The organism is Pseudoflavitalea rhizosphaerae, assembly GCF_003991355.1.
Lineage (GTDB): Bacteria > Bacteroidota > Bacteroidia > Chitinophagales > Chitinophagaceae > Pseudobacter > Pseudobacter rhizosphaerae.
On sequence record NZ_RCSU01000006.1, the window covers coordinates 201,537 to 218,151 of the forward strand.

Below are 16,615 nucleotides of genomic sequence, written 5' to 3' on the forward strand. Positions count from 1 at the left end.
ACCTTCAAAACAATGTGTATGCAAAGCTTCCCTTTTATTTCAATTCGTCAATCCCTGTTGCTGCTGCGATACAGCGTTGCATTGATATTCCTGGCCCATGCTGTAGTAAGATTGTTGCTTAGTGGTTCGGTTGAACAGTTTGCAGGATATCTCAACAATAAAGGATTGGTATTTGGAACGGCCATTGTTTGGATGATAACTTTTTTTGAGATCATTGGTGGAATTGCGCTTATTGCAGGTCGTTATATCAGGTGTATTTCGGCAGGATTCATTGTGTTGTTACTGGCGGGCTGTGCATTGATCCATATTGAAAGAGGATGGTTTGTGGGAGAACATGGAAGCGGCGGCTGTGAGTACAGTTTTGCGTTGATCATGGCCTTGCTGGTGGTAGCGGCTGCCGGGAATAATCCTTCACAGAAATCTTTCTAAACTCCCTTTTTGATTCAATTCCGGGATCAAAGGAATTGCCCCTGAAACTGAAAAAATGTGACTGGTGAGTTTAGATAAATGCCGGACCATTCCGGTTTCGCCGCAGTTCCGGTAAAGGGGGCTGCGGTTTGTTGTTAATGAGTTCGTTAACCTCTTATTAACCTGATTTTGATATATCCATAGCAAATGAAATCAGAAAAGTCCTGAATTTTGTGCCTCAAGATTTTTACGTATTTGATAGCCCAATGAAGAGAGCCTTTTTTTTCATATTCCTGTTTACCCTTTTATTGCGAGGGGTTGATCAGGTGTCTGCAGGTAAACTGGTGCATACCACCTGTTTTCTGGCAGAGCAGGAATTCAGGAAAACACAAGAGGCCAGGGGCAGCCAGTCAGGAGAAGATCAGGGTACCATCAGGATCATACATGCCCTTGATCATCAACAGGACCTGGTCTTCGAGGAAATAGTAGAAAACGATAATCACAACATCGCCAGAAAATATAAACTACTTACCGGGTATCTCTCTGTTCCTACCCATACCTTCTTTCAAAATTACCTCTACGGTTGCCTGAGCGATTGCTTGCCTGGCGGCAACTATTTGCCTTGTAAATACATTGCTCAACGGGCTTTAAGGATCTGATCACTGAACAATAAGCATCGGCTATCAATGGTGTAATCAAATTGTGGGTTACACACAGTATAGCCATGCCTTTAACCTAGGGTTTTAATCGCTCAATTTTCACTAATGTCAATGAAACAAATCGTTTTGTTCGCCAGCTTGTTGTGTCTGTTGTATCAGACAAGCTGCACCACTAAAGCAGAGGAAAGAGAAGAGGCCAGCAAATTTGCTGTAACCAGTCCGGTAATGCTGGACACTTCCTTTACGAAAGAGTATGTTTCGCAGATCCGGTCTGTCAGGAACATCGAGATCCGGGCACAGGAAAAAGGATTCCTGGAAAATATTTATGTGGATGAAGGGCAATCTGTGAAAGCAGGACAGCTCCTCTTCAAGATCATGCCCAAACTGTATGAAGCGGAACTGATGAAGGCTGAGGCGGAAGCCAAAGCGGCAGACATCGAACTGCAGAATACCAGGGCGCTGGTGGAGAAGAATATCGTATCCAGGAATGAACAGGCAGTAGCGCAGGCAAAGCTGGACCAGGCCAAAGCTGAGATGGCGCTGGCAAAACTGCATCTTTCATTTACGGAGATCCGCGCTCCATTTGATGGTGTGATCGATCGTCTCCCCAAAAAACTCGGCAGCCTTATCGATGAAGGAGAGCTGCTGACAAGTCTTTCAGATAACAGCCAGATGTTCGCTTATTTCAATGTGTCAGAACCGGAATACCTGGAATACCAGACCAATTCCAAAAGCCGTGCACATGCGCAGGTGAACCTCCTTCTGGCGAATGCATCGCTGCTGCCATACCCCGGAAAAGTAGAAGTGATCGAAGGCGAATTCGATAATGAAACCGGGAATATCGCTTTCAGGGCCAGGTTCCCGAATCCCGACAGGCTGCTGAAAAACGGGGAAACAGGAAAAGTGATGATGACGATGCCACTGAAAAATGCCATCATCATTCCGCAAAAAGCGACTTATGAAATTCAGGACAAAAAATATGTTTTTGTAGTGGGTAAAGACAATAGGGTGAGGTCGCGCCACATTACCGTTGCTGCTGAAATACCTGACTTGTATGTATTGGCAGGAGGATTGGCGGCCGATGAAAAGATATTGCTTGAAGGGGTGCAGAAAGTAAAAGAGGAAGATCATGTCAACTTTGAATACCTGGAACCGAAGCAAGTGATTTCACATTTGAGATTAAAAGCGGAATAGTAGTTCACCCTAATTGCGAGTTCAATGTTTAATAAGTTCATACAGCGGCCGGTGCTGTCTATCGTTATATCACTTATCATCGTGTTCCTGGGTGTACTGGCCATTACAGGATTGCCTGTAACCCAGTTCCCGTCTATCTCTCCGCCCAAGGTAAATGTAACGGCGGATTATCCCGGTGCAAATGGCGAACTGATGATCAAATCTGTGATCATTCCATTGGAGCGGGCCATCAATGGTGTGCCGGGAATGAAATACATGACAGCTGATGCCGGTAATGATGGCGAGGCCAGCCTTCAAATCGTTTTTAACCTGGGCACAGATCCAAACGTGGCGAGCCTGAACGTGCAAAACCGTGTGGCTTCGGTTGTGAACAAGTTACCGCCGCTGGTGGTGCGTGAAGGAGTGAAGATCACACGCGAAGAGTCCAACATGCTTATGTACATCAACGTGTACAGTACAGATACCGCCACAGACCAGAAATTCCTTTTCAATTTTGCTGATATCAACCTGCTGTCTGAACTGAAGCGTGTGGACGGCGTAGGTTATGCAGATATCCTCGGTAACCGTGAGTATGCGATGCGTATATGGCTGAAGCCCGACCGCATGCTGGCTTACAAGATTTCTGCGGATGAAGTGATGAAATCACTCAGTGAGCAAAGCCTGGAAGCCTCGCCCGGTAAGACCGGCGAGAGCTCCGGTAAACGTTCGCAGTCTTTTGAGTATGTATTGAAATACACCGGAAGATTCAGGAATAAGGAACAGTATGAAAATGTGATCCTGCGCTCCAGCCCGAATGGAGAGATCCTCCGCCTGAAAGATGTGGCGGACGTAGAGTTCGGAAGCTCCATGTATGATATCTATTCCAACCTCAACGGAAAACCTTCTGCCGCCATCGTGCTGAAACAATCTTACGGCAGTAATGCAAGCCAGGTGATTGCAGCAGCGAAGGAAAAGATGAAAGAGATCAAGGCCAGTTCATTCCCCAAAGGAATGGATTATGAGATCAGCTATGATGTTTCCAAATTCCTGGATGCTTCTATAGACAAAGTGGTACATACACTGGTGGAGGCTTTTATCCTGGTCGGAATTGTGGTGTTCATCTTTTTGGGGGATTGGCGTTCTACGCTGATCCCCGCGATGGCCGTTCCCGTTTCTCTGGTAGGCACATTTGCCTTCATGCAGTTCTTTGGGATCACCCTCAACCTGATCACGCTGTTTGCATTGGTGCTGGCGATTGGTGTGGTAGTGGATGATGCAATCGTTGTGATAGAGGCAGTGCATGCGAAGATGGAGGAAGAGCGTTTGTCGCCGTACCGGGCCACAAAAAAGGCCATGCATGAAATTGCGGGAGCCATCATTGCCATCACCTTCATTATGGCGGCGGTATTCATTCCTGTGGCATTCATGTCCGGACCTGTTGGATTGTTCTATCGTCAGTTCTCCATCACCATGGCTACTGCCATCATTTTGTCCGGAGTGGTGGCGCTAACGTTAACGCCTGCCCTATGCGCCATGATTTTGAAGAACAATCATGGAAAACTGAAAAAGAAATCCATCGCTGACAAATTCATCGATGGCTTCAATCATCAGTTCAATCGTACTTCAGTAAAATACCTGGGCACGCTTTCGAAGATCGTGAACAGGAGGTTGGTCACCTGGCTCATGCTGGGGGCGTTCTGTGCAGGCACCTGGTTCCTGAGTGGTAAAGTTCCTTCCGGATTTATTCCGAATGAAGACCAGGGCATGTTCTACGCTATCATTCAAACGCCACCCGGTTCATCGCTGGAAAGAACGAATGAGATCACTGAGAGGCTGCAGAAGATTGCAGAAACGGTAGAAGGAGTACAGTCTGTGTCTGCACTTGCTGGATACGAGATCCTGACGGAAGGTACAGGCGCCAACTCGGGTACCTGTCTGATCAACCTGAAGAGTTGGTCGGAGCGTAAGCATTCCGTGCAGGAGATCATTGAGGAAATGGAAGAAAAATCAAAAGACATCGCTGGCGCCAAAATTGAATACTTCCAGCCGCCCGCTGTTCCTGGTTATGGTGCAGCCGGTGGTTTCGAGCTTCGTTTGCTGGACAAAACGGGATCTGGCGATTACCACAAAATGGAAAAAGTGAATAATGAATTTGTGGAAGCATTGAAAAAGAGAAAAGAACTTTCTTCCGTGTTCAGCTTCTACAGCGCCAGTTTTCCGCAATACCTGCTTAGTGTGGACAATGATATTGCACAACAGAAGGGCGTTACCATCGAGAATGCGATGAATACGCTTTCAACACTGGTGGGCAGTAACTATGAGATCAGCTTCATCGAATATGGTCGTCAATACAAAGTGATCGTTCAGGCTGCGCCTCAGTTCAGGGCTTTGCCGGAAGATATCCTGAGATTGTATGTAAAGAATGATAAAGAGGAGATGGTTCCATTTTCTGCATTCATGAAAATGGAAAAAGTATACGGCTTGTCCGAGATCACGAGACATAATATGTATACCGCATCCGAGATCAGTGGCGCTGCGGCTCAGGGTTTCAGTAGCGGTACTGCCATCAAAGTGATCAATGAAGTAGCTGACCAAACTTTGCCACGTGGCTATGGGATAGACTGGGCGGGCATTTCTAAGGATGAAGTAGCACAGGGTAACCAGGCTGTTTATATTTTTCTTATCTGTCTTGGCTTCGTTTATTTGATCCTTGCTGCGCAATACGAAAGTTTCATTCTTCCGCTGGCAGTGATCCTTTCTTTGCCTGCCGGTATTTTCGGAGCCTTCCTTTTATTGAAGCTGACGGGGCTCGAAAACAATATCTATGCACAGGTGGCCATGGTGATGCTGATAGGTCTGCTGGGAAAGAATGCAGTACTGATCGTAGAGTTTGCTGTGCAGCGGCATCGTGCAGGCGCTTCAGTTTTCGAGGCGGCGCTGGAAGGCTCCAAAGCCAGGTTCCGTCCAATCCTCATGACCAGCTTCGCATTCATTGCAGGTTTGATCCCGCTGGTGTTTGCCTCCGGTCCGGGTAAGATCGGGAACAGGACCATTGGTACGGCTGCCGCTGGTGGTATGTTGTTCGGAACTATTTTCGGCGTACTGATCATTCCCGGATTGTATTTCATATTCGGAAAGATAGCGGCGCGCCGGAAGCTGGTGAGAGATGAAGAAGAAAATCCTTTAACAGAAGAAATTGATCACAATGTTTAAAATCAGGATACATCACTGTATTACGGCAGTAAGCTTTTGTCTGGCAATTGCCGGATGTAAAGCGCCTGCCATGATATCACGCGATGAAAACAAGACAGTTCCTGTTGCGTATAATGATCACAGTGATACAACCAATACAGCCGCAGTTCCCTGGAGAAGTTTTTTCAGGGATCCGGCATTGGTGAACCTGATCGATACAGCACTGAAGAACAACCAGGAACTGATGATCACGCTGCAGGAGATCGAGATAGCGAGGAATGATATCCGTGTTCGGCAGGGTGCATTAGTGCCGATGGTGGGAGCAAAGGCAGGCGCCGGCGTGGAAAAGGTAGGAAGATATACGAGCCAGGGTGCAGGCGATGCAAGTACAGAAATAGAACCAGGGAAAGAAATGCCGGACCCGCTGGGTGATTTCAATATTGGCGTTTTCGCGAACTGGGAAGTAGACATCTGGAAAAAGCTACGCAGTTCAAAGCAGGCCGCCATAGACAGGTTCCTGTCTACTGTAGAAGGAAAGAATTTTGTGCTCACCAATCTCATTGCAGAAGTAGCGAACTCTTATTACGAACTGGTGGCGTTGGACAATCAGCTAACGATCGTAAAGCAGAATATCGAATTGCAGCAAAATGCGCTGGGAGTAGTGAAGATCCAGAAGGAAGCATCGAGGGCTACGGAATTGGCGGTGCAAAAATTTGAGGCGGAAGTGTTGAAGTCGCAGAGCATGGAATTCGAGATCCTTCAAAAGATCAGGGAAACAGAGAACAGGATCAATTTCCTGCTGGGGCGCTATCCGCAACCTATCACGAGAGATCAAAGCAATTATGCAGATCTGCTTCCTGCAACAGTGGGTACAGGAATTCCTTCGCAGTTGCTGGCCAACCGTCCGGATATCAAGCAGGCAGAACTGGACCTGGCTGCGGCCAAACTGGATGTGAAAGTAGCAAGAGCAGAATTCTATCCTACGCTGGAAATATCTGCAGGACTGGGTTTGCAGGCATTCAAACCTTCCTACCTGGTGAAGATGCCGGAATCGATCCTGTATTCACTGGCGGGTGATCTGGCCGCACCACTGATCAACCGTAATGCGATCAAGGCTGAATACAATACCGCCAATGCAAAACAATTGCAGGCAGTTTACAATTATGAAAGAACAATTCTGAATGCTTACCTGGAAGTGAGCAATCAATTGTCAAATATCAGCAACCTTGAAAAAAGTTATAGCCTGAAGTCGAAGCAGGTGAGTGCACTCACGAGGTCCATCGATATTGCGAATGATCTTTTCCGAAATGCAAGGGCTGATTACCTGGAAGTATTGATGACGCAGCGGGATGTTTTGGAAGCAAAGCTTGAATTGATCGAAACAAAGAAGCAACAACTGAATGCCGCAGTGAATGTGTATCGTGACCTGGGCGGTGGTTGGAGATAGAGTATACGTTTTAGTTGAAGGCCGGCTCCCTGGAGCCGGCTTTGTTGTAACTGCTGCCCACCCTGCTTCAGCCGGATGCATTGCTTAAAAGTGGGAAATTTGGTATTTTCGATAAACCCCAATACATCGATTGTTATGAAAAGAACTTTATTGTATAGCCTGATCCTGTCGATCTTTGTTACCGGTTGTCAGAAAGATATTGATGGCGAATTGCCGGGTGATGATGATAACAATCCTCGCGCAGCAGATACCTACCTGCCTCTTACAAAAGGCACTACCTGGAAATATAAAGAAACCGGTTTTGCAGATGCTGAATATACCATGACTGTCACTGACCGGAAACAAACGGTAAATAATATAAACTTCACCGTGGTGACCAGCGATTTCCAGGGAACAGTTGTGGAAGGGCTTATGGCGCAAAAAGGCGCCAACTATTATATAAAGCAATCTGGCAATTCACCCAATACCGGTGCGTCTTTCGATTTTACTATGTTGTTCCTGAACGACAAAGAAGCGGCTGGTTATACCTGGGATTTCAATGGTGGACAGGGGGGCGGTTTTACTGCCAAGATTCCCGGTAAGATCATCGAACGCGATCTCTCAATGACCGTGGCCGGAAAAAATTATACCAATGTGATCCATACTCAGCTGACCCTGGCGTATGAAATGCCCGTTGTTGGCACCACAGATTTTATGATCTATGATTATTATGTTGCAAAAGGTGTTGGCATCATTAAGATCGATAGCGAAACACCTCCCGGAATTCCGGTTTCTGTAACTTCAGTAGTAGAGTTGCAGGATTATAGTATTAAATAGAGTTACCTCAGCAGGTATAATTGCGTCAATTATCTTTTTTCATTTATTCTGGCGAACCAATTGCAACAGCAGGTGTATTTATCAAGTTGTAACCTTAACCTGATATTATGACCAAATCGGTTCCGGGCCTTGCCCATTCTGCTATGAGAAGTCGCCGGATCGAATCTATCGATCTGCTTAGGGGCTTCATCATCGTGTTCATGTGTCTCGATCATGTGCGCGATTATTTTCACGCATACTCCTACATTCACGATCCTACTGACTTACAGCATACCAGCGTGCCTATCTTTCTGACCAGGTGGATCACACATTATTGTGCGCCTGTTTTTACTTTGCTGGCCGGTGTTGCTGCCTGTTTATATGGAATGAAACATGATCGCAGGAGTCTATCCATTTTTCTATTTTCCCGCGGGCTTTGGCTGGTGCTGCTGGAGCTGGTGTATGTAACATTGGCCTGGACATTCAATCCGCATTACCCGGTATTCATCCTGCAGGTGATCTGGGCGCTGGGATTCAGTATGATGGCCCTGGCATTGCTGATCCATCTGCCTCGTACTGTTTTATTGTTTCTCGGTTTGTTCATCGTATTCGGGCATAATGCGCTGGATGGGATCCACAGCACGGAACATACGGCTTCCGATCTTTTCTGGTCTTTGCTGCACGAACCCAATTTTACAGGTTACCGGTTGGGACCATTCAACCTGGTAATCGGATATCCTGTATTACCTTATATTGGTATCATCTCTCTTGGATATTGTCTCGGGACATTGTATGGTGCGGCAGTTGATGCGGGCTATCGCAAAAGGATACTACGGAATCTTGGTATTGGAGCCATTCTCTTATTCATTGTACTTCGCCTCATCGATCAATATGGCGATCCTGCACATTGGGCAGTACAAAAGGATTTTCTTTTTACCATTTTCTCATTTGTGAATGTATCGAAGTATCCACCTTCTCTTTTATTCATATTAATGACACTCGGACCGGCATTGCTGTTCCTGGCGTATGCAGAGAAGCCGTTGAGCTGGCTTACTTCAAAAGTGATTGTATTCGGAAAGGTGCCAATGTTCTTTTATCTCCTGCATATCCCATTGATCCATGGCTTTGGTGTGCTGGCAGCGATGCTATCCGGAAGGCCGGCATCGGATATGGTGAATTTCACTACCTGGGTTACGGCTAATGCTCAGTTGGTGGGCTATGGATTTGGGCTGCCTGTGGTATACCTGATTTGGTTGGTGACCCTGGCCATATTGTATCCGCTTTGCCTGAGATTCAGTAAATATAAACAGATGAACCAGGGAAGTAAGAAATGGTTGAGTTATTTCTAAGGTTTCGTGATGCGTTCGAATTTCAGGACCTGGTTGTTGAGGATATCGCTTACAAAAATGTTTTGTTCTTTGTCGATGACAATGTCGTGAAACCAGCAAGTCTGCTCCTGGATCCCGCTGCTTCTTCCGAATCTGTTGACTGCGATGCCGATGGTGTCTGACACATCGATGTCTGACCCGCGATGTTTTTCACCCAGATATTATTTTCATTATCGGTGGTAAGTCCATGCGGCATCACGAAGATTTCGCCTCCCCGGCTGGAAAGAAGTTCACCTGTTTTGTTGTGGATGATCAAAATGGTATTGTCTTTGATGATGTCTTTGGAGATGGACCCGAGGAGTGGCCATTCTTTGCCGGCCCTGTGGAAAACCACGATGTTCTGATTGGTGTCTATGCCGAGCCCTGTGGGATTGCCAGGTATAATTGTGGCGGGCAATGCAGGCCATTGGGCCTGTTTGAAGCCAGGGTCCGTCCTTACAGCATCATTGTTTATTACTTCCTGTAGAAGAAAGGACGCACCCATCACCATGGTAAGAGGTACGAACAGGTAGAAAATTATTTTAAGCCAGCGCATTCCGTTTATCATTTAGTCGTATTCCGGGTATAAAATAATAGCTATTTTCAATAAAACTAAATCATACAAAACATGTACAAAATAATTCTGACAGCAGCAATTATTGCAGGCAGCAGCACAGTGGCTTTTTCCCAGGACGCACCCAAGAGCCCAAGGATCACCGCAGAAGGTAACGATGTCAAAATAAGTTATGGCCAGCCTTCCAAAAGAGGGCGGGAGATCTTCGGCAAATTGGTCCCTTACGGAAAAGTGTGGCGCACTGGTGCGAACGAAGCTACTGAGATCACATTCACGAAGGATGGATCGTTTGGAGGAAAGCCTGTGAAAGCTGGTACTTATTCATTGTTCACTATTCCGGGAGAAGAGGAATGGACATTCATTCTGAACAGTGAACTGAAGCAATGGGGTTCTTATAAATATGAACAGATAAAAGGAAAAGATGTGTTGTCAGTAAAAGTGAAATCATCTAAGATCGGCGGCGATCCCGTTGAAAAGCTGACCATTACCCTGCCGGAAGGAAAGCTATTGCTGGAGTGGGACCAGACTAAAGTGGAAGTGCCAGTGAAGTAAACTAATATACAAAGGAAATAAGAAAGCCGGATCTTGCAAGGTCCGGCTTTTTGTTTTGTTTAGTAATTGATAGAAGTGGCCAGTGTTTTCACTTTTTCCATTTCATCTTTTACATTTTTCAATTTCGACTCCACCATTCCGTATGCGTCTGCGCCGAGATACAGATGCAGTGGCGGTTGTTCTTGTTCAGCCACTTCGATGATCACTTTGGCGGCTTTATCCGGATCTCCGGGCTGGGCTCCGTTGATATTATGCTGGTGAAGGTTTTGAGCCTCCCTTACGGAGCTGTATTCCTGAATTTCATTTTTCGGCACAACCAGGGAGCCTGCGCCCAGGAAATTGGTGCGGAGGTATCCGGGAGAAACTACAGTTACCTGGATACCGAACTCTTTCAGTTCAGCGCTCAGTGATTCTGAAAATCCATGCATGGCGAATTTGGTGGCGCAGTAGATGCCAAATCCGGGGAAAGTGCCTACTAAACCACCTACGGAAGCCACATTCATTATATGGCCGGATCCCTGTTTGCGCATGTATGGTAATGTTGCACGGAGTACATTCAGCGTTCCGAAAACATTCACGTCGAAGTTCAACCTTGTTTCCTCATCGCTCAATTCTTCAATGGCGCCCACCAGGCCAAAGCCTGCATTGTTCACAATTACATCGATCCTGCCAAATTGATCGATGGTTTTTTGAATACCCTGCGCAACGCTTGTATTTTCCACCAGGTCCATCTGTAGCGGAAGGAATGATTGACTGTTGTTGCCGACAGCTTTGCTGAGCTCTGAAATGTTCCTGGAAGTGGCTGCAACATTGTAACCTTTGATCAATAATTCTTTCACCAGTGATAATCCCAGTCCTTTGGACGCTCCTGTAACAAACCAGACTTTATTTTTCATGTTCATTTTTTTAAAATTTTAGTTTTATTATTTCATGAAACTGAACACAAAATTAGGCCGGGTACCGGCCATGAACATTGCCGATAACAAACTGATCATTGTATAATTCAAACAATCCGGTTGTAGCTCAACCGGCCTGGGTGACAGGAGAGGGGGCTTTCCTGAAAGTGGAGGGAGTAAGGCTGGTTTGTTTTCTGAAGAAGTGATTGAAATGCGCGGGACTTTCAAAGCCAAGGCTATAGCCTATTTCAGAAATATTCCAGTTGGTTTGCACCAGTAGTGCCCTGGCTTCCGTAGTCAGCCTTTCTGCAATAAGATCTGTTGTGGTTTTGCCGGTTACGGTGCGGATGGCCCTGTTCAGGTGGTTCACATGTACATTGAGCTGATCGGCAAAATCTCTTGCAGACTTCAGTTGAAATCGTTGTGAGGAGGATTCGATAGGAAATTGTCTTTCCAGTAATTCTGTAAAAACGGAAGTGATCCTTGCGTTGGCATCTGTATGCTGGTACAATGTTTCTGTGGGTTGGATCTTCATGGCGTAATGCATCATCTCCATTGTGTAATTCCTGATGAGATCATATTTGTAAACATAGTCTGAGCCGATCTCCTGCAGCATTTTGCTGAAAATGGCAGATACCTGTTTGTCCTGCGATTTATTCAGCTTGTAAGCGGGGTTATTACCTGGCAGGAACATGGGAAATTGTTTCATCCCGTTGCGCAGATGTTGGGTGAAGAAGCCTTCCCTGAAAATGCAGAAAAAGCCGGTAGGGTCATCCGACAATAGTTCAAAAGTATAGGGGACGGTTGGGTTGAAAAAGAGAAGTGTTGGGCCAGACACTTTCAAGGATTTGTCTGCATAGTGATATAACCAGTTGCCACGTACCAGGGAGATCTTATAGAAATCCTTGCGACTGTATTGTACATGTTTTCCTTCTCCAATGCAGTCTTCCAGCCTGAAAACATTGAAATGTCCGATCTCTCTCTGGAGATTACCGGGCATCCAGTTGAATTTTTCCTGGTAGAAACTTTCGAGTGATTGTGCTTTTGCCATGGGAATTGCTTGAATTGCAAAAATCAAACATTTTTCTGACAAGGAGATATTAAATGATCCCGGAATGGAAAACAGCAGGGTAATGTCACCTGCTGCATTCCTTTTTTTCAGAATTTGTTTCTAAACTACCTTGTCTGCGCAACATGTGAATTTCCTTCGATTGAATAATACAATTATTCTTCCAGAATACACCTTGACTAATTTGAAGGAAACTATGTATTACAAGAATGTAAATGAGGAAGCTCTTTCAAAATATGGCTTTCAGGTAATAAAGATCAATTGTGATTTGCTGGCCCAGCATGGAGGCTCATTAAGGTGTTAAAGTTTCACCTGCTAACATCTCAGGAAAAATCCTTGAATTTTCGATGGCAAGAGGAATAAGACAAATGAGGAGTAGTAAGGGGAGAGCGGCAGTATTGCCCCCACAGAAAGGCTAGGGTCAACCATTGGGACAACCAAACTAGCTAAAAAAGAAAAGATGCCGATCTTACCGGCATCTTCGAAAAAAATTTGTGGTCTCGCCAGGAATCGAACCTGGATCTGGAGCTTCGGAAACTCTCATACTATCCATTGTACTACGAGACCAAATCATTACTTTATCAGACCTCCCACATTCGTTGCGAATATCTTTACGGCAATGGCGAGCAAAATTACGCCAAAAAACTTTCTCACTGCCAACAATCCGGCTTGTCCTAAAAGTTTCGCAATATAGTTCAATGATCTTAAAACCAGGTAAACAATCAGCAGATTCACCAGGATCCCGATCAAAATCTCCCATTTATCATAGTTCGCATTGAGTGAAATGATGGTGGTCAATGTGCCGGAACCCGCTATCAGCGGGAATGCTATGGGAACCAGGCTGCCGGATTTACTATCGCCTTCCGCTTTGAAGAATTCGATCCCCAGCACCATTTCAAGACCCAAAATAAAGATCACGATCGATCCGCCTACAGCAAATGAGCCTACATCCAATCCCAGTACTCCCAGGAATTTTTCACCGGCAAAGAGGAAAACGATCATCAATGCACCGGAAATCATGGTGGCGCGGGCTTCATGAATGCCGCCCATTTTCTGCTTCAGTGAGATCAGTAAAGGAATGGACCCGAAAATATCTATCACCGCAAACAGCGTGAAAGTGACTGTGATCAAATGATCCGCCGACCAGTTCATAGTATTTCGTTTGTATAACAATATACATGATTCGGCGGAGATCCAATGCAATCATTTCGGACTGGGCTTGTGCTGTTCTTTCGCAGTGGGAATATTTGACAGCACCTCGTGAACAAATCCGTCGCCATTGCGGCTAACCCTGATCACGCAACCGTAATAAATGGAAAATGCCTTGAAGGAATCCAGCAGGGGAGTACCTGTGATATGCGCCAGGATGCTCCTTATTACACCACCATGTGTTACAATGGCGGCAGGCGTTTCGCCGGATGCAATGTTCAGAAAGGCGTCAACCACGCGATCATACAGATCTAGGTAGTTCTCGCCGCCGGGTATGCGAACATTCACATAATCTTCCATCCAGGGATCGATGATATGTGAAGGGATATCGTCCCATTTCTGCAGCTCCCATTCGCCGCAATTGATCTCTTTGAGTTTATGTTCAAGATTGATGGGATGAGCGGGGAAAAGATGTTCCGCCAGTTTCCTGCATCGCTGCAAAGGGCTGCTCCATACTTTCTGCAGCTCAACAGGCATGGCAGTTTTGATGATAGCGGCCTCATCGTAGAAACTTTCTTTGACATCGATATCGGCCTGACCATAGCAAGTGCCTTTATCAATCAGCGGGGCTGTATGCCGGATAAGATAAATGCTCATATCCAATACCTCCAGAGAATGATCACACTAAGATAGAAAAGGATCTCGGTGATTTGCTGAATAGCGCCCAGGCAGTCGCCGGTGTAACCTCCGATCCATTTTTTAAAATAGACATTGGCCTGCCAGGCAGCCAGGGCCATAGGTACAACAGCAATCAATAAGCGATAATCCAGCAATGCAAAAGGAGCCAGTGCAAAAATGGTAGCCACAGCCAACAGCCCTGCGGATGGCTTCTTGCTGGTGATGGGCTTGGCTTTGCTGGCATCGATATCAGTAACATAATCGTAGAATCGGATCGTGTATACGCCCATCAGTCTGCTGGCGCCATGTGCAGCGAGGAGTAAAAGCAGGAACTGTCCATAATTGGCAAAAACATTTACAGAAGGAGCGCCCAGGTCTGGTGTGAACTTCGGAATCTCTTTCAGCAATAAGAACTTTACGGATAAGATACTGATAAGTCCGATCACGCCGAAAGTTCCGAGGCGACTATCCTTCATGATGGTCAGGATCTTTTCTTTCGTCCAGCCGCCACCGAAAGCATCGCAGCAATCTGCGAAGCCGTCTTCATGGAAAGCGCCTGTGGTGAGGATGCCTGCAATGATAGAAGCGATAATGGCGATGTCTTCTCCTATATACTTGCTGAACACTACATAGGTCAACCAACTGATGCCGGCCACGAACCAGCCGATCAACGGAAAATATTTGGCTGATTTTTCCAGGTATTCCTGCGAATGGTCAGTGTAGCTGGGGACTGGTAACCGCGTCAGGAACATCATGGCTGTGAAGAATATGCGGATCTCTTTTTTCATGTTCAGGCTTTTGGCCGGGATGTAGTGGATTCGGTGGCATTGCTTACGCCGGCTGTGTCGAAGCTGGCCATTTCATTGAGAAAGGCCACTGCACTGCGTATCAGGGGAATGGCCAGTGCTGCGCCGGTACCTTCTCCCAGGCGCATGCCGAGGTGCAGGACCGGTTGTGCATCGAGGTAACGGAGCATGCCTTCATGCCCCTGCTCATGACTGGTATGTGCAAAGAGGCAATACTCCTTCACAGAAGTTTCCATTTGCTGAGCCAGGAGCAATGCAGCTGTTGTGATGAAGCCATCAACAACTATGATCATACGATGTTCCGCAGCAGCCAGGAAAGCGCCTGTCATCATCGCGATCTCAAAGCCGCCCACTTTACCGAGCAATGAAATGGGGTTATTGGAACACAGTTCCAGCTTGTGGTACTGAAATACTTTTTGAAGGGTTTCAATTTTTACTTTCAACTGATCATCATTCACTCCGGTGCCTCTGCCAACGCAGTTCTCAACAGGAATTCCCGTGATGGCAGACATGATCAATGCTGCGGAAGATGTATTGCCGATTCCCATCTCACCAAATCCAATGGTATTGCAGCCCTGCAATGCCAGGTTGGTGATAATGGAGCGGCCTGCTTCGATAGCGGCCACCACAGCGGCTTCGCTCATGGCATCGCTTTCCAGGTAGTTGGCGGTTCCGCGCGCGATCTTTGCATCGATGAAGTGATCGGAAGCAAAAATTTCGTCCCAGTCTTCGTTGTTCACACCGGCATCAACTACGGTGAGGCCGATATTGTGCAGCCTTGTGAATACATTAATGGCGGCGCCTCCGCGGAGGAAATTCATCACCATCTGTGCAGTCACTTCCTGGGGGAATGGGTTCACCAGTCCTGTTTTCGCGATGCCATGATCACCGGCAAATACCACTATCTGCGGGTCCTGCACAGTGGGGCGCAGTGATTGCTGTATCAATCCTGCCTGGAGGGCGATGGTTTCCAGCAAGCCCAGTGAGCCGGGTGGCTTGGTCTTGTTGTCGATCGCAAATTGTAATTGCTGCCGGAGCTGGTTCAGCTGGTTACTCATAGTTCTTGAATTGTTGATTCAGACAGAAGGCAAAAGGTCGCAAAAATAAAAGCCATACGAAGATGGCTGATCCATAGAATCGGGGTTCAGGGTGTTAGTGCGGGGTGCATCATAGGTTCGGCGCACGATCTCGCCTTTGGTAAAGGTAACTGGATGATTAAAAACGGGGCCATCGAATACGAAGGAATGGTATTCGCCATTCTCTCCGCATACGTCCACACCAGGTGGAAGATCACGAACGAAAGAGCCATCAATCAATCGTCCGCAAAAACTTTTATCGAGGTAACGATCATTTACGCAAACGATGATCGCTTTGAAACCAAGGTCGAGGAATTCTTCCATCAATTGATCTGTTGGAATATTCCATAGAGGGAATGCTGCCTGCAGGCCCATTGCTTCAAGTTTGATCTCGCGGTAAGCGCGAAGATCTTCCAGGAAAATATCACCGAAAACGGAATGGGTGTAACCGAGCTTTTTGAAAGCATTCAGTTGATTGGTCATGATGCTTTCATATTCCGTCATGCCGGGCATCTCCGGTAATTCCAGTGTGTGTAACGGATAGCTCAATGAAGCGGCCTGGGCTTCCAGGAGACTACGGCGAACACCATGCATACTCACGCGATCATGAACAGCATTCACGCTGGTGAGCAATGCATTGATATGATAAGTAGGATCTTGTTTGATACGATGAAGGCAGAGCGCAGAATCCTTGCCGCCACTCCAGTTCATGAATGACTGCTTTACAGATTGCTGTACAGGATGGTGCAAGGGCTGGCTCATGGGTTTCGTAAA

General features: G+C 46.5%; 16 protein-coding genes and 1 tRNA gene. 8 read left to right on the top strand and 9 right to left on the bottom strand.

From position 1 onward, the window contains the following. Positions 1 to 18 precede the first annotated feature (18 nt). From D9Y29_RS12475 to D9Y29_RS12505, 7 genes are all read left to right on the top strand, one after another. Positions 19 to 429, top strand: coding sequence for a DoxX family protein (locus tag D9Y29_RS12475; protein ID WP_164735388.1), 411 nt, complete (start codon positions 19 to 21; stop codon positions 427 to 429). A 245-nt stretch (positions 430 to 674) separates the two neighbouring features. Then, on the top strand, positions 675 to 1,067 hold the full coding sequence (locus tag D9Y29_RS12480) for a hypothetical protein (RefSeq protein ID WP_127128566.1): 393 nt from the start codon (positions 675 to 677) through the stop codon (positions 1,065 to 1,067). 105 nt (positions 1,068 to 1,172) lie between these two features. Further along, entirely contained in the window at positions 1,173 to 2,261 is a 1,089-nt protein-coding gene (locus tag D9Y29_RS12485) for an efflux RND transporter periplasmic adaptor subunit (protein ID WP_241237908.1), read from the top strand. Between the two features lie 24 nt (positions 2,262 to 2,285). Continuing rightward, complete coding sequence (locus D9Y29_RS12490; protein WP_127128568.1) at positions 2,286 to 5,453, top strand: efflux RND transporter permease subunit; 3,168 nt, start codon at positions 2,286 to 2,288, stop codon at positions 5,451 to 5,453. A 70-nt stretch (positions 5,454 to 5,523) separates the two neighbouring features. Continuing rightward, the gene (locus D9Y29_RS12495) at positions 5,524 to 6,879 is read left to right on the top strand and encodes a TolC family protein (protein WP_241237909.1); all 1,356 of its coding nucleotides are present in this window, start codon (positions 5,524 to 5,526) and stop codon (positions 6,877 to 6,879) included. Positions 6,880 to 7,014: 135 nt separating this feature from the next. Beyond that, positions 7,015 to 7,695, top strand: coding sequence for a hypothetical protein (locus D9Y29_RS12500; RefSeq protein ID WP_127128572.1), 681 nt, complete (start codon positions 7,015 to 7,017; stop codon positions 7,693 to 7,695). A 107-nt stretch (positions 7,696 to 7,802) separates the two neighbouring features. Beyond that, entirely contained in the window at positions 7,803 to 9,023 is a 1,221-nt protein-coding gene (locus D9Y29_RS12505; RefSeq protein ID WP_127128574.1) for an acetyltransferase domain-containing protein, read from the top strand. A gap of 49 nt (positions 9,024 to 9,072) precedes the next feature. On the opposite strand, the gene D9Y29_RS12510 is transcribed toward D9Y29_RS12505, so the two are convergent. After that, on the bottom strand, positions 9,073 to 9,597 hold the full coding sequence (locus D9Y29_RS12510; RefSeq protein ID WP_127128576.1) for an NHL repeat-containing protein: 525 nt from the start codon (positions 9,595 to 9,597) through the stop codon (positions 9,073 to 9,075). A 72-nt stretch (positions 9,598 to 9,669) separates the two neighbouring features. Here D9Y29_RS12510 and D9Y29_RS12515 point away from each other — a divergent pair, with 72 nt between their 5' ends. Then, positions 9,670 to 10,167, top strand: coding sequence for a DUF2911 domain-containing protein (locus D9Y29_RS12515; protein ID WP_127128578.1), 498 nt, complete (start codon positions 9,670 to 9,672; stop codon positions 10,165 to 10,167). Positions 10,168 to 10,226: 59 nt separating this feature from the next. On the opposite strand, the gene D9Y29_RS12520 is transcribed toward D9Y29_RS12515, so the two are convergent. The 8 genes from D9Y29_RS12520 to D9Y29_RS12555 all read right to left on the bottom strand — a co-directional run bounded on the left by D9Y29_RS12520 (position 10,227) and on the right by D9Y29_RS12555 (position 16,603). Next, positions 10,227 to 11,063, bottom strand: a complete 837-nt coding sequence (locus tag D9Y29_RS12520) for an SDR family oxidoreductase (protein ID WP_127128580.1) — start codon at positions 11,061 to 11,063, stop codon at positions 10,227 to 10,229. Positions 11,064 to 11,190: 127 nt separating this feature from the next. Then, positions 11,191 to 12,114 carry a helix-turn-helix domain-containing protein gene (locus D9Y29_RS12525; RefSeq protein ID WP_127128582.1) on the bottom strand — a complete coding sequence of 308 codons (924 nt, stop codon included), beginning with the start codon at positions 12,112 to 12,114 and terminating at the stop codon, positions 11,191 to 11,193. 513 nt (positions 12,115 to 12,627) lie between these two features. Then, positions 12,628 to 12,699, bottom strand: a tRNA-Arg gene (locus D9Y29_RS12530). 6 nt (positions 12,700 to 12,705) lie between these two features. Continuing rightward, a complete protein-coding gene (locus tag D9Y29_RS12535) occupies positions 12,706 to 13,284 on the bottom strand; it encodes a MarC family protein (protein ID WP_127128584.1) in 579 nt (192 codons plus the stop codon). 51 nt (positions 13,285 to 13,335) lie between these two features. Further along, positions 13,336 to 13,938 (bottom strand): alpha-ribazole phosphatase, encoded by a 603-nt coding sequence (gene cobC, locus D9Y29_RS12540; RefSeq protein ID WP_127128586.1) that lies wholly within the window; start codon positions 13,936 to 13,938, stop codon positions 13,336 to 13,338. Continuing rightward, positions 13,935 to 14,747: an adenosylcobinamide-GDP ribazoletransferase gene (locus D9Y29_RS12545; protein WP_127128588.1), complete on the bottom strand. Its 813-nt coding sequence runs from the start codon at positions 14,745 to 14,747 to the stop codon at positions 13,935 to 13,937. The genes cobC and D9Y29_RS12545 overlap by 4 nt, the downstream gene beginning before the upstream one ends. A 2-nt stretch (positions 14,748 to 14,749) precedes the next feature. After that, positions 14,750 to 15,823: a nicotinate-nucleotide--dimethylbenzimidazole phosphoribosyltransferase gene (gene cobT, locus D9Y29_RS12550; protein WP_127128590.1), complete on the bottom strand. Its 1,074-nt coding sequence runs from the start codon at positions 15,821 to 15,823 to the stop codon at positions 14,750 to 14,752. Positions 15,824 to 15,841: 18 nt separating this feature from the next. After that, positions 15,842 to 16,603 carry an adenine nucleotide alpha hydrolase gene (locus tag D9Y29_RS12555; RefSeq protein ID WP_241237910.1) on the bottom strand — a complete coding sequence of 254 codons (762 nt, stop codon included), beginning with the start codon at positions 16,601 to 16,603 and terminating at the stop codon, positions 15,842 to 15,844. Positions 16,604 to 16,615 lie beyond the last annotated feature (12 nt).

Excerpts from the sequence above, each read along its gene's own strand:
- D9Y29_RS12475 (WP_164735388.1), top strand. The coding sequence starts at position 19 with ATGCAAAGCTTCCCTTTTATTTCAATTCGTCAATCCCTGTTGCTGCTG.
- D9Y29_RS12480 (WP_127128566.1), top strand. The coding sequence starts at position 675 with ATGAAGAGAGCCTTTTTTTTCATATTCCTGTTTACCCTTTTATTGCGA.
- D9Y29_RS12485 (WP_241237908.1), top strand. The coding sequence starts at position 1,173 with ATGTCAATGAAACAAATCGTTTTGTTCGCCAGCTTGTTGTGTCTGTTG.
- D9Y29_RS12490 (WP_127128568.1), top strand. The coding sequence starts at position 2,286 with ATGTTTAATAAGTTCATACAGCGGCCGGTGCTGTCTATCGTTATATCA.
- D9Y29_RS12495 (WP_241237909.1), top strand. The coding sequence starts at position 5,524 with ATGATATCACGCGATGAAAACAAGACAGTTCCTGTTGCGTATAATGAT.
- D9Y29_RS12500 (WP_127128572.1), top strand. The coding sequence starts at position 7,015 with ATGAAAAGAACTTTATTGTATAGCCTGATCCTGTCGATCTTTGTTACC.
- D9Y29_RS12505 (WP_127128574.1), top strand. The coding sequence starts at position 7,803 with ATGACCAAATCGGTTCCGGGCCTTGCCCATTCTGCTATGAGAAGTCGC.
- D9Y29_RS12510 (WP_127128576.1), bottom strand. The coding sequence starts at position 9,597 with ATGCGCTGGCTTAAAATAATTTTCTACCTGTTCGTACCTCTTACCATG.
- D9Y29_RS12515 (WP_127128578.1), top strand. The coding sequence starts at position 9,670 with ATGTACAAAATAATTCTGACAGCAGCAATTATTGCAGGCAGCAGCACA.
- D9Y29_RS12520 (WP_127128580.1), bottom strand. The coding sequence starts at position 11,063 with ATGAAAAATAAAGTCTGGTTTGTTACAGGAGCGTCCAAAGGACTGGGA.
- D9Y29_RS12525 (WP_127128582.1), bottom strand. The coding sequence starts at position 12,114 with ATGGCAAAAGCACAATCACTCGAAAGTTTCTACCAGGAAAAATTCAAC.
- D9Y29_RS12535 (WP_127128584.1), bottom strand. The coding sequence starts at position 13,284 with ATGAACTGGTCGGCGGATCATTTGATCACAGTCACTTTCACGCTGTTT.
- cobC (WP_127128586.1), bottom strand. The coding sequence starts at position 13,938 with ATGAGCATTTATCTTATCCGGCATACAGCCCCGCTGATTGATAAAGGC.
- D9Y29_RS12545 (WP_127128588.1), bottom strand. The coding sequence starts at position 14,747 with ATGAAAAAAGAGATCCGCATATTCTTCACAGCCATGATGTTCCTGACG.
- cobT (WP_127128590.1), bottom strand. The coding sequence starts at position 15,823 with ATGAGTAACCAGCTGAACCAGCTCCGGCAGCAATTACAATTTGCGATC.
- D9Y29_RS12555 (WP_241237910.1), bottom strand. The coding sequence starts at position 16,603 with ATGAGCCAGCCCTTGCACCATCCTGTACAGCAATCTGTAAAGCAGTCA.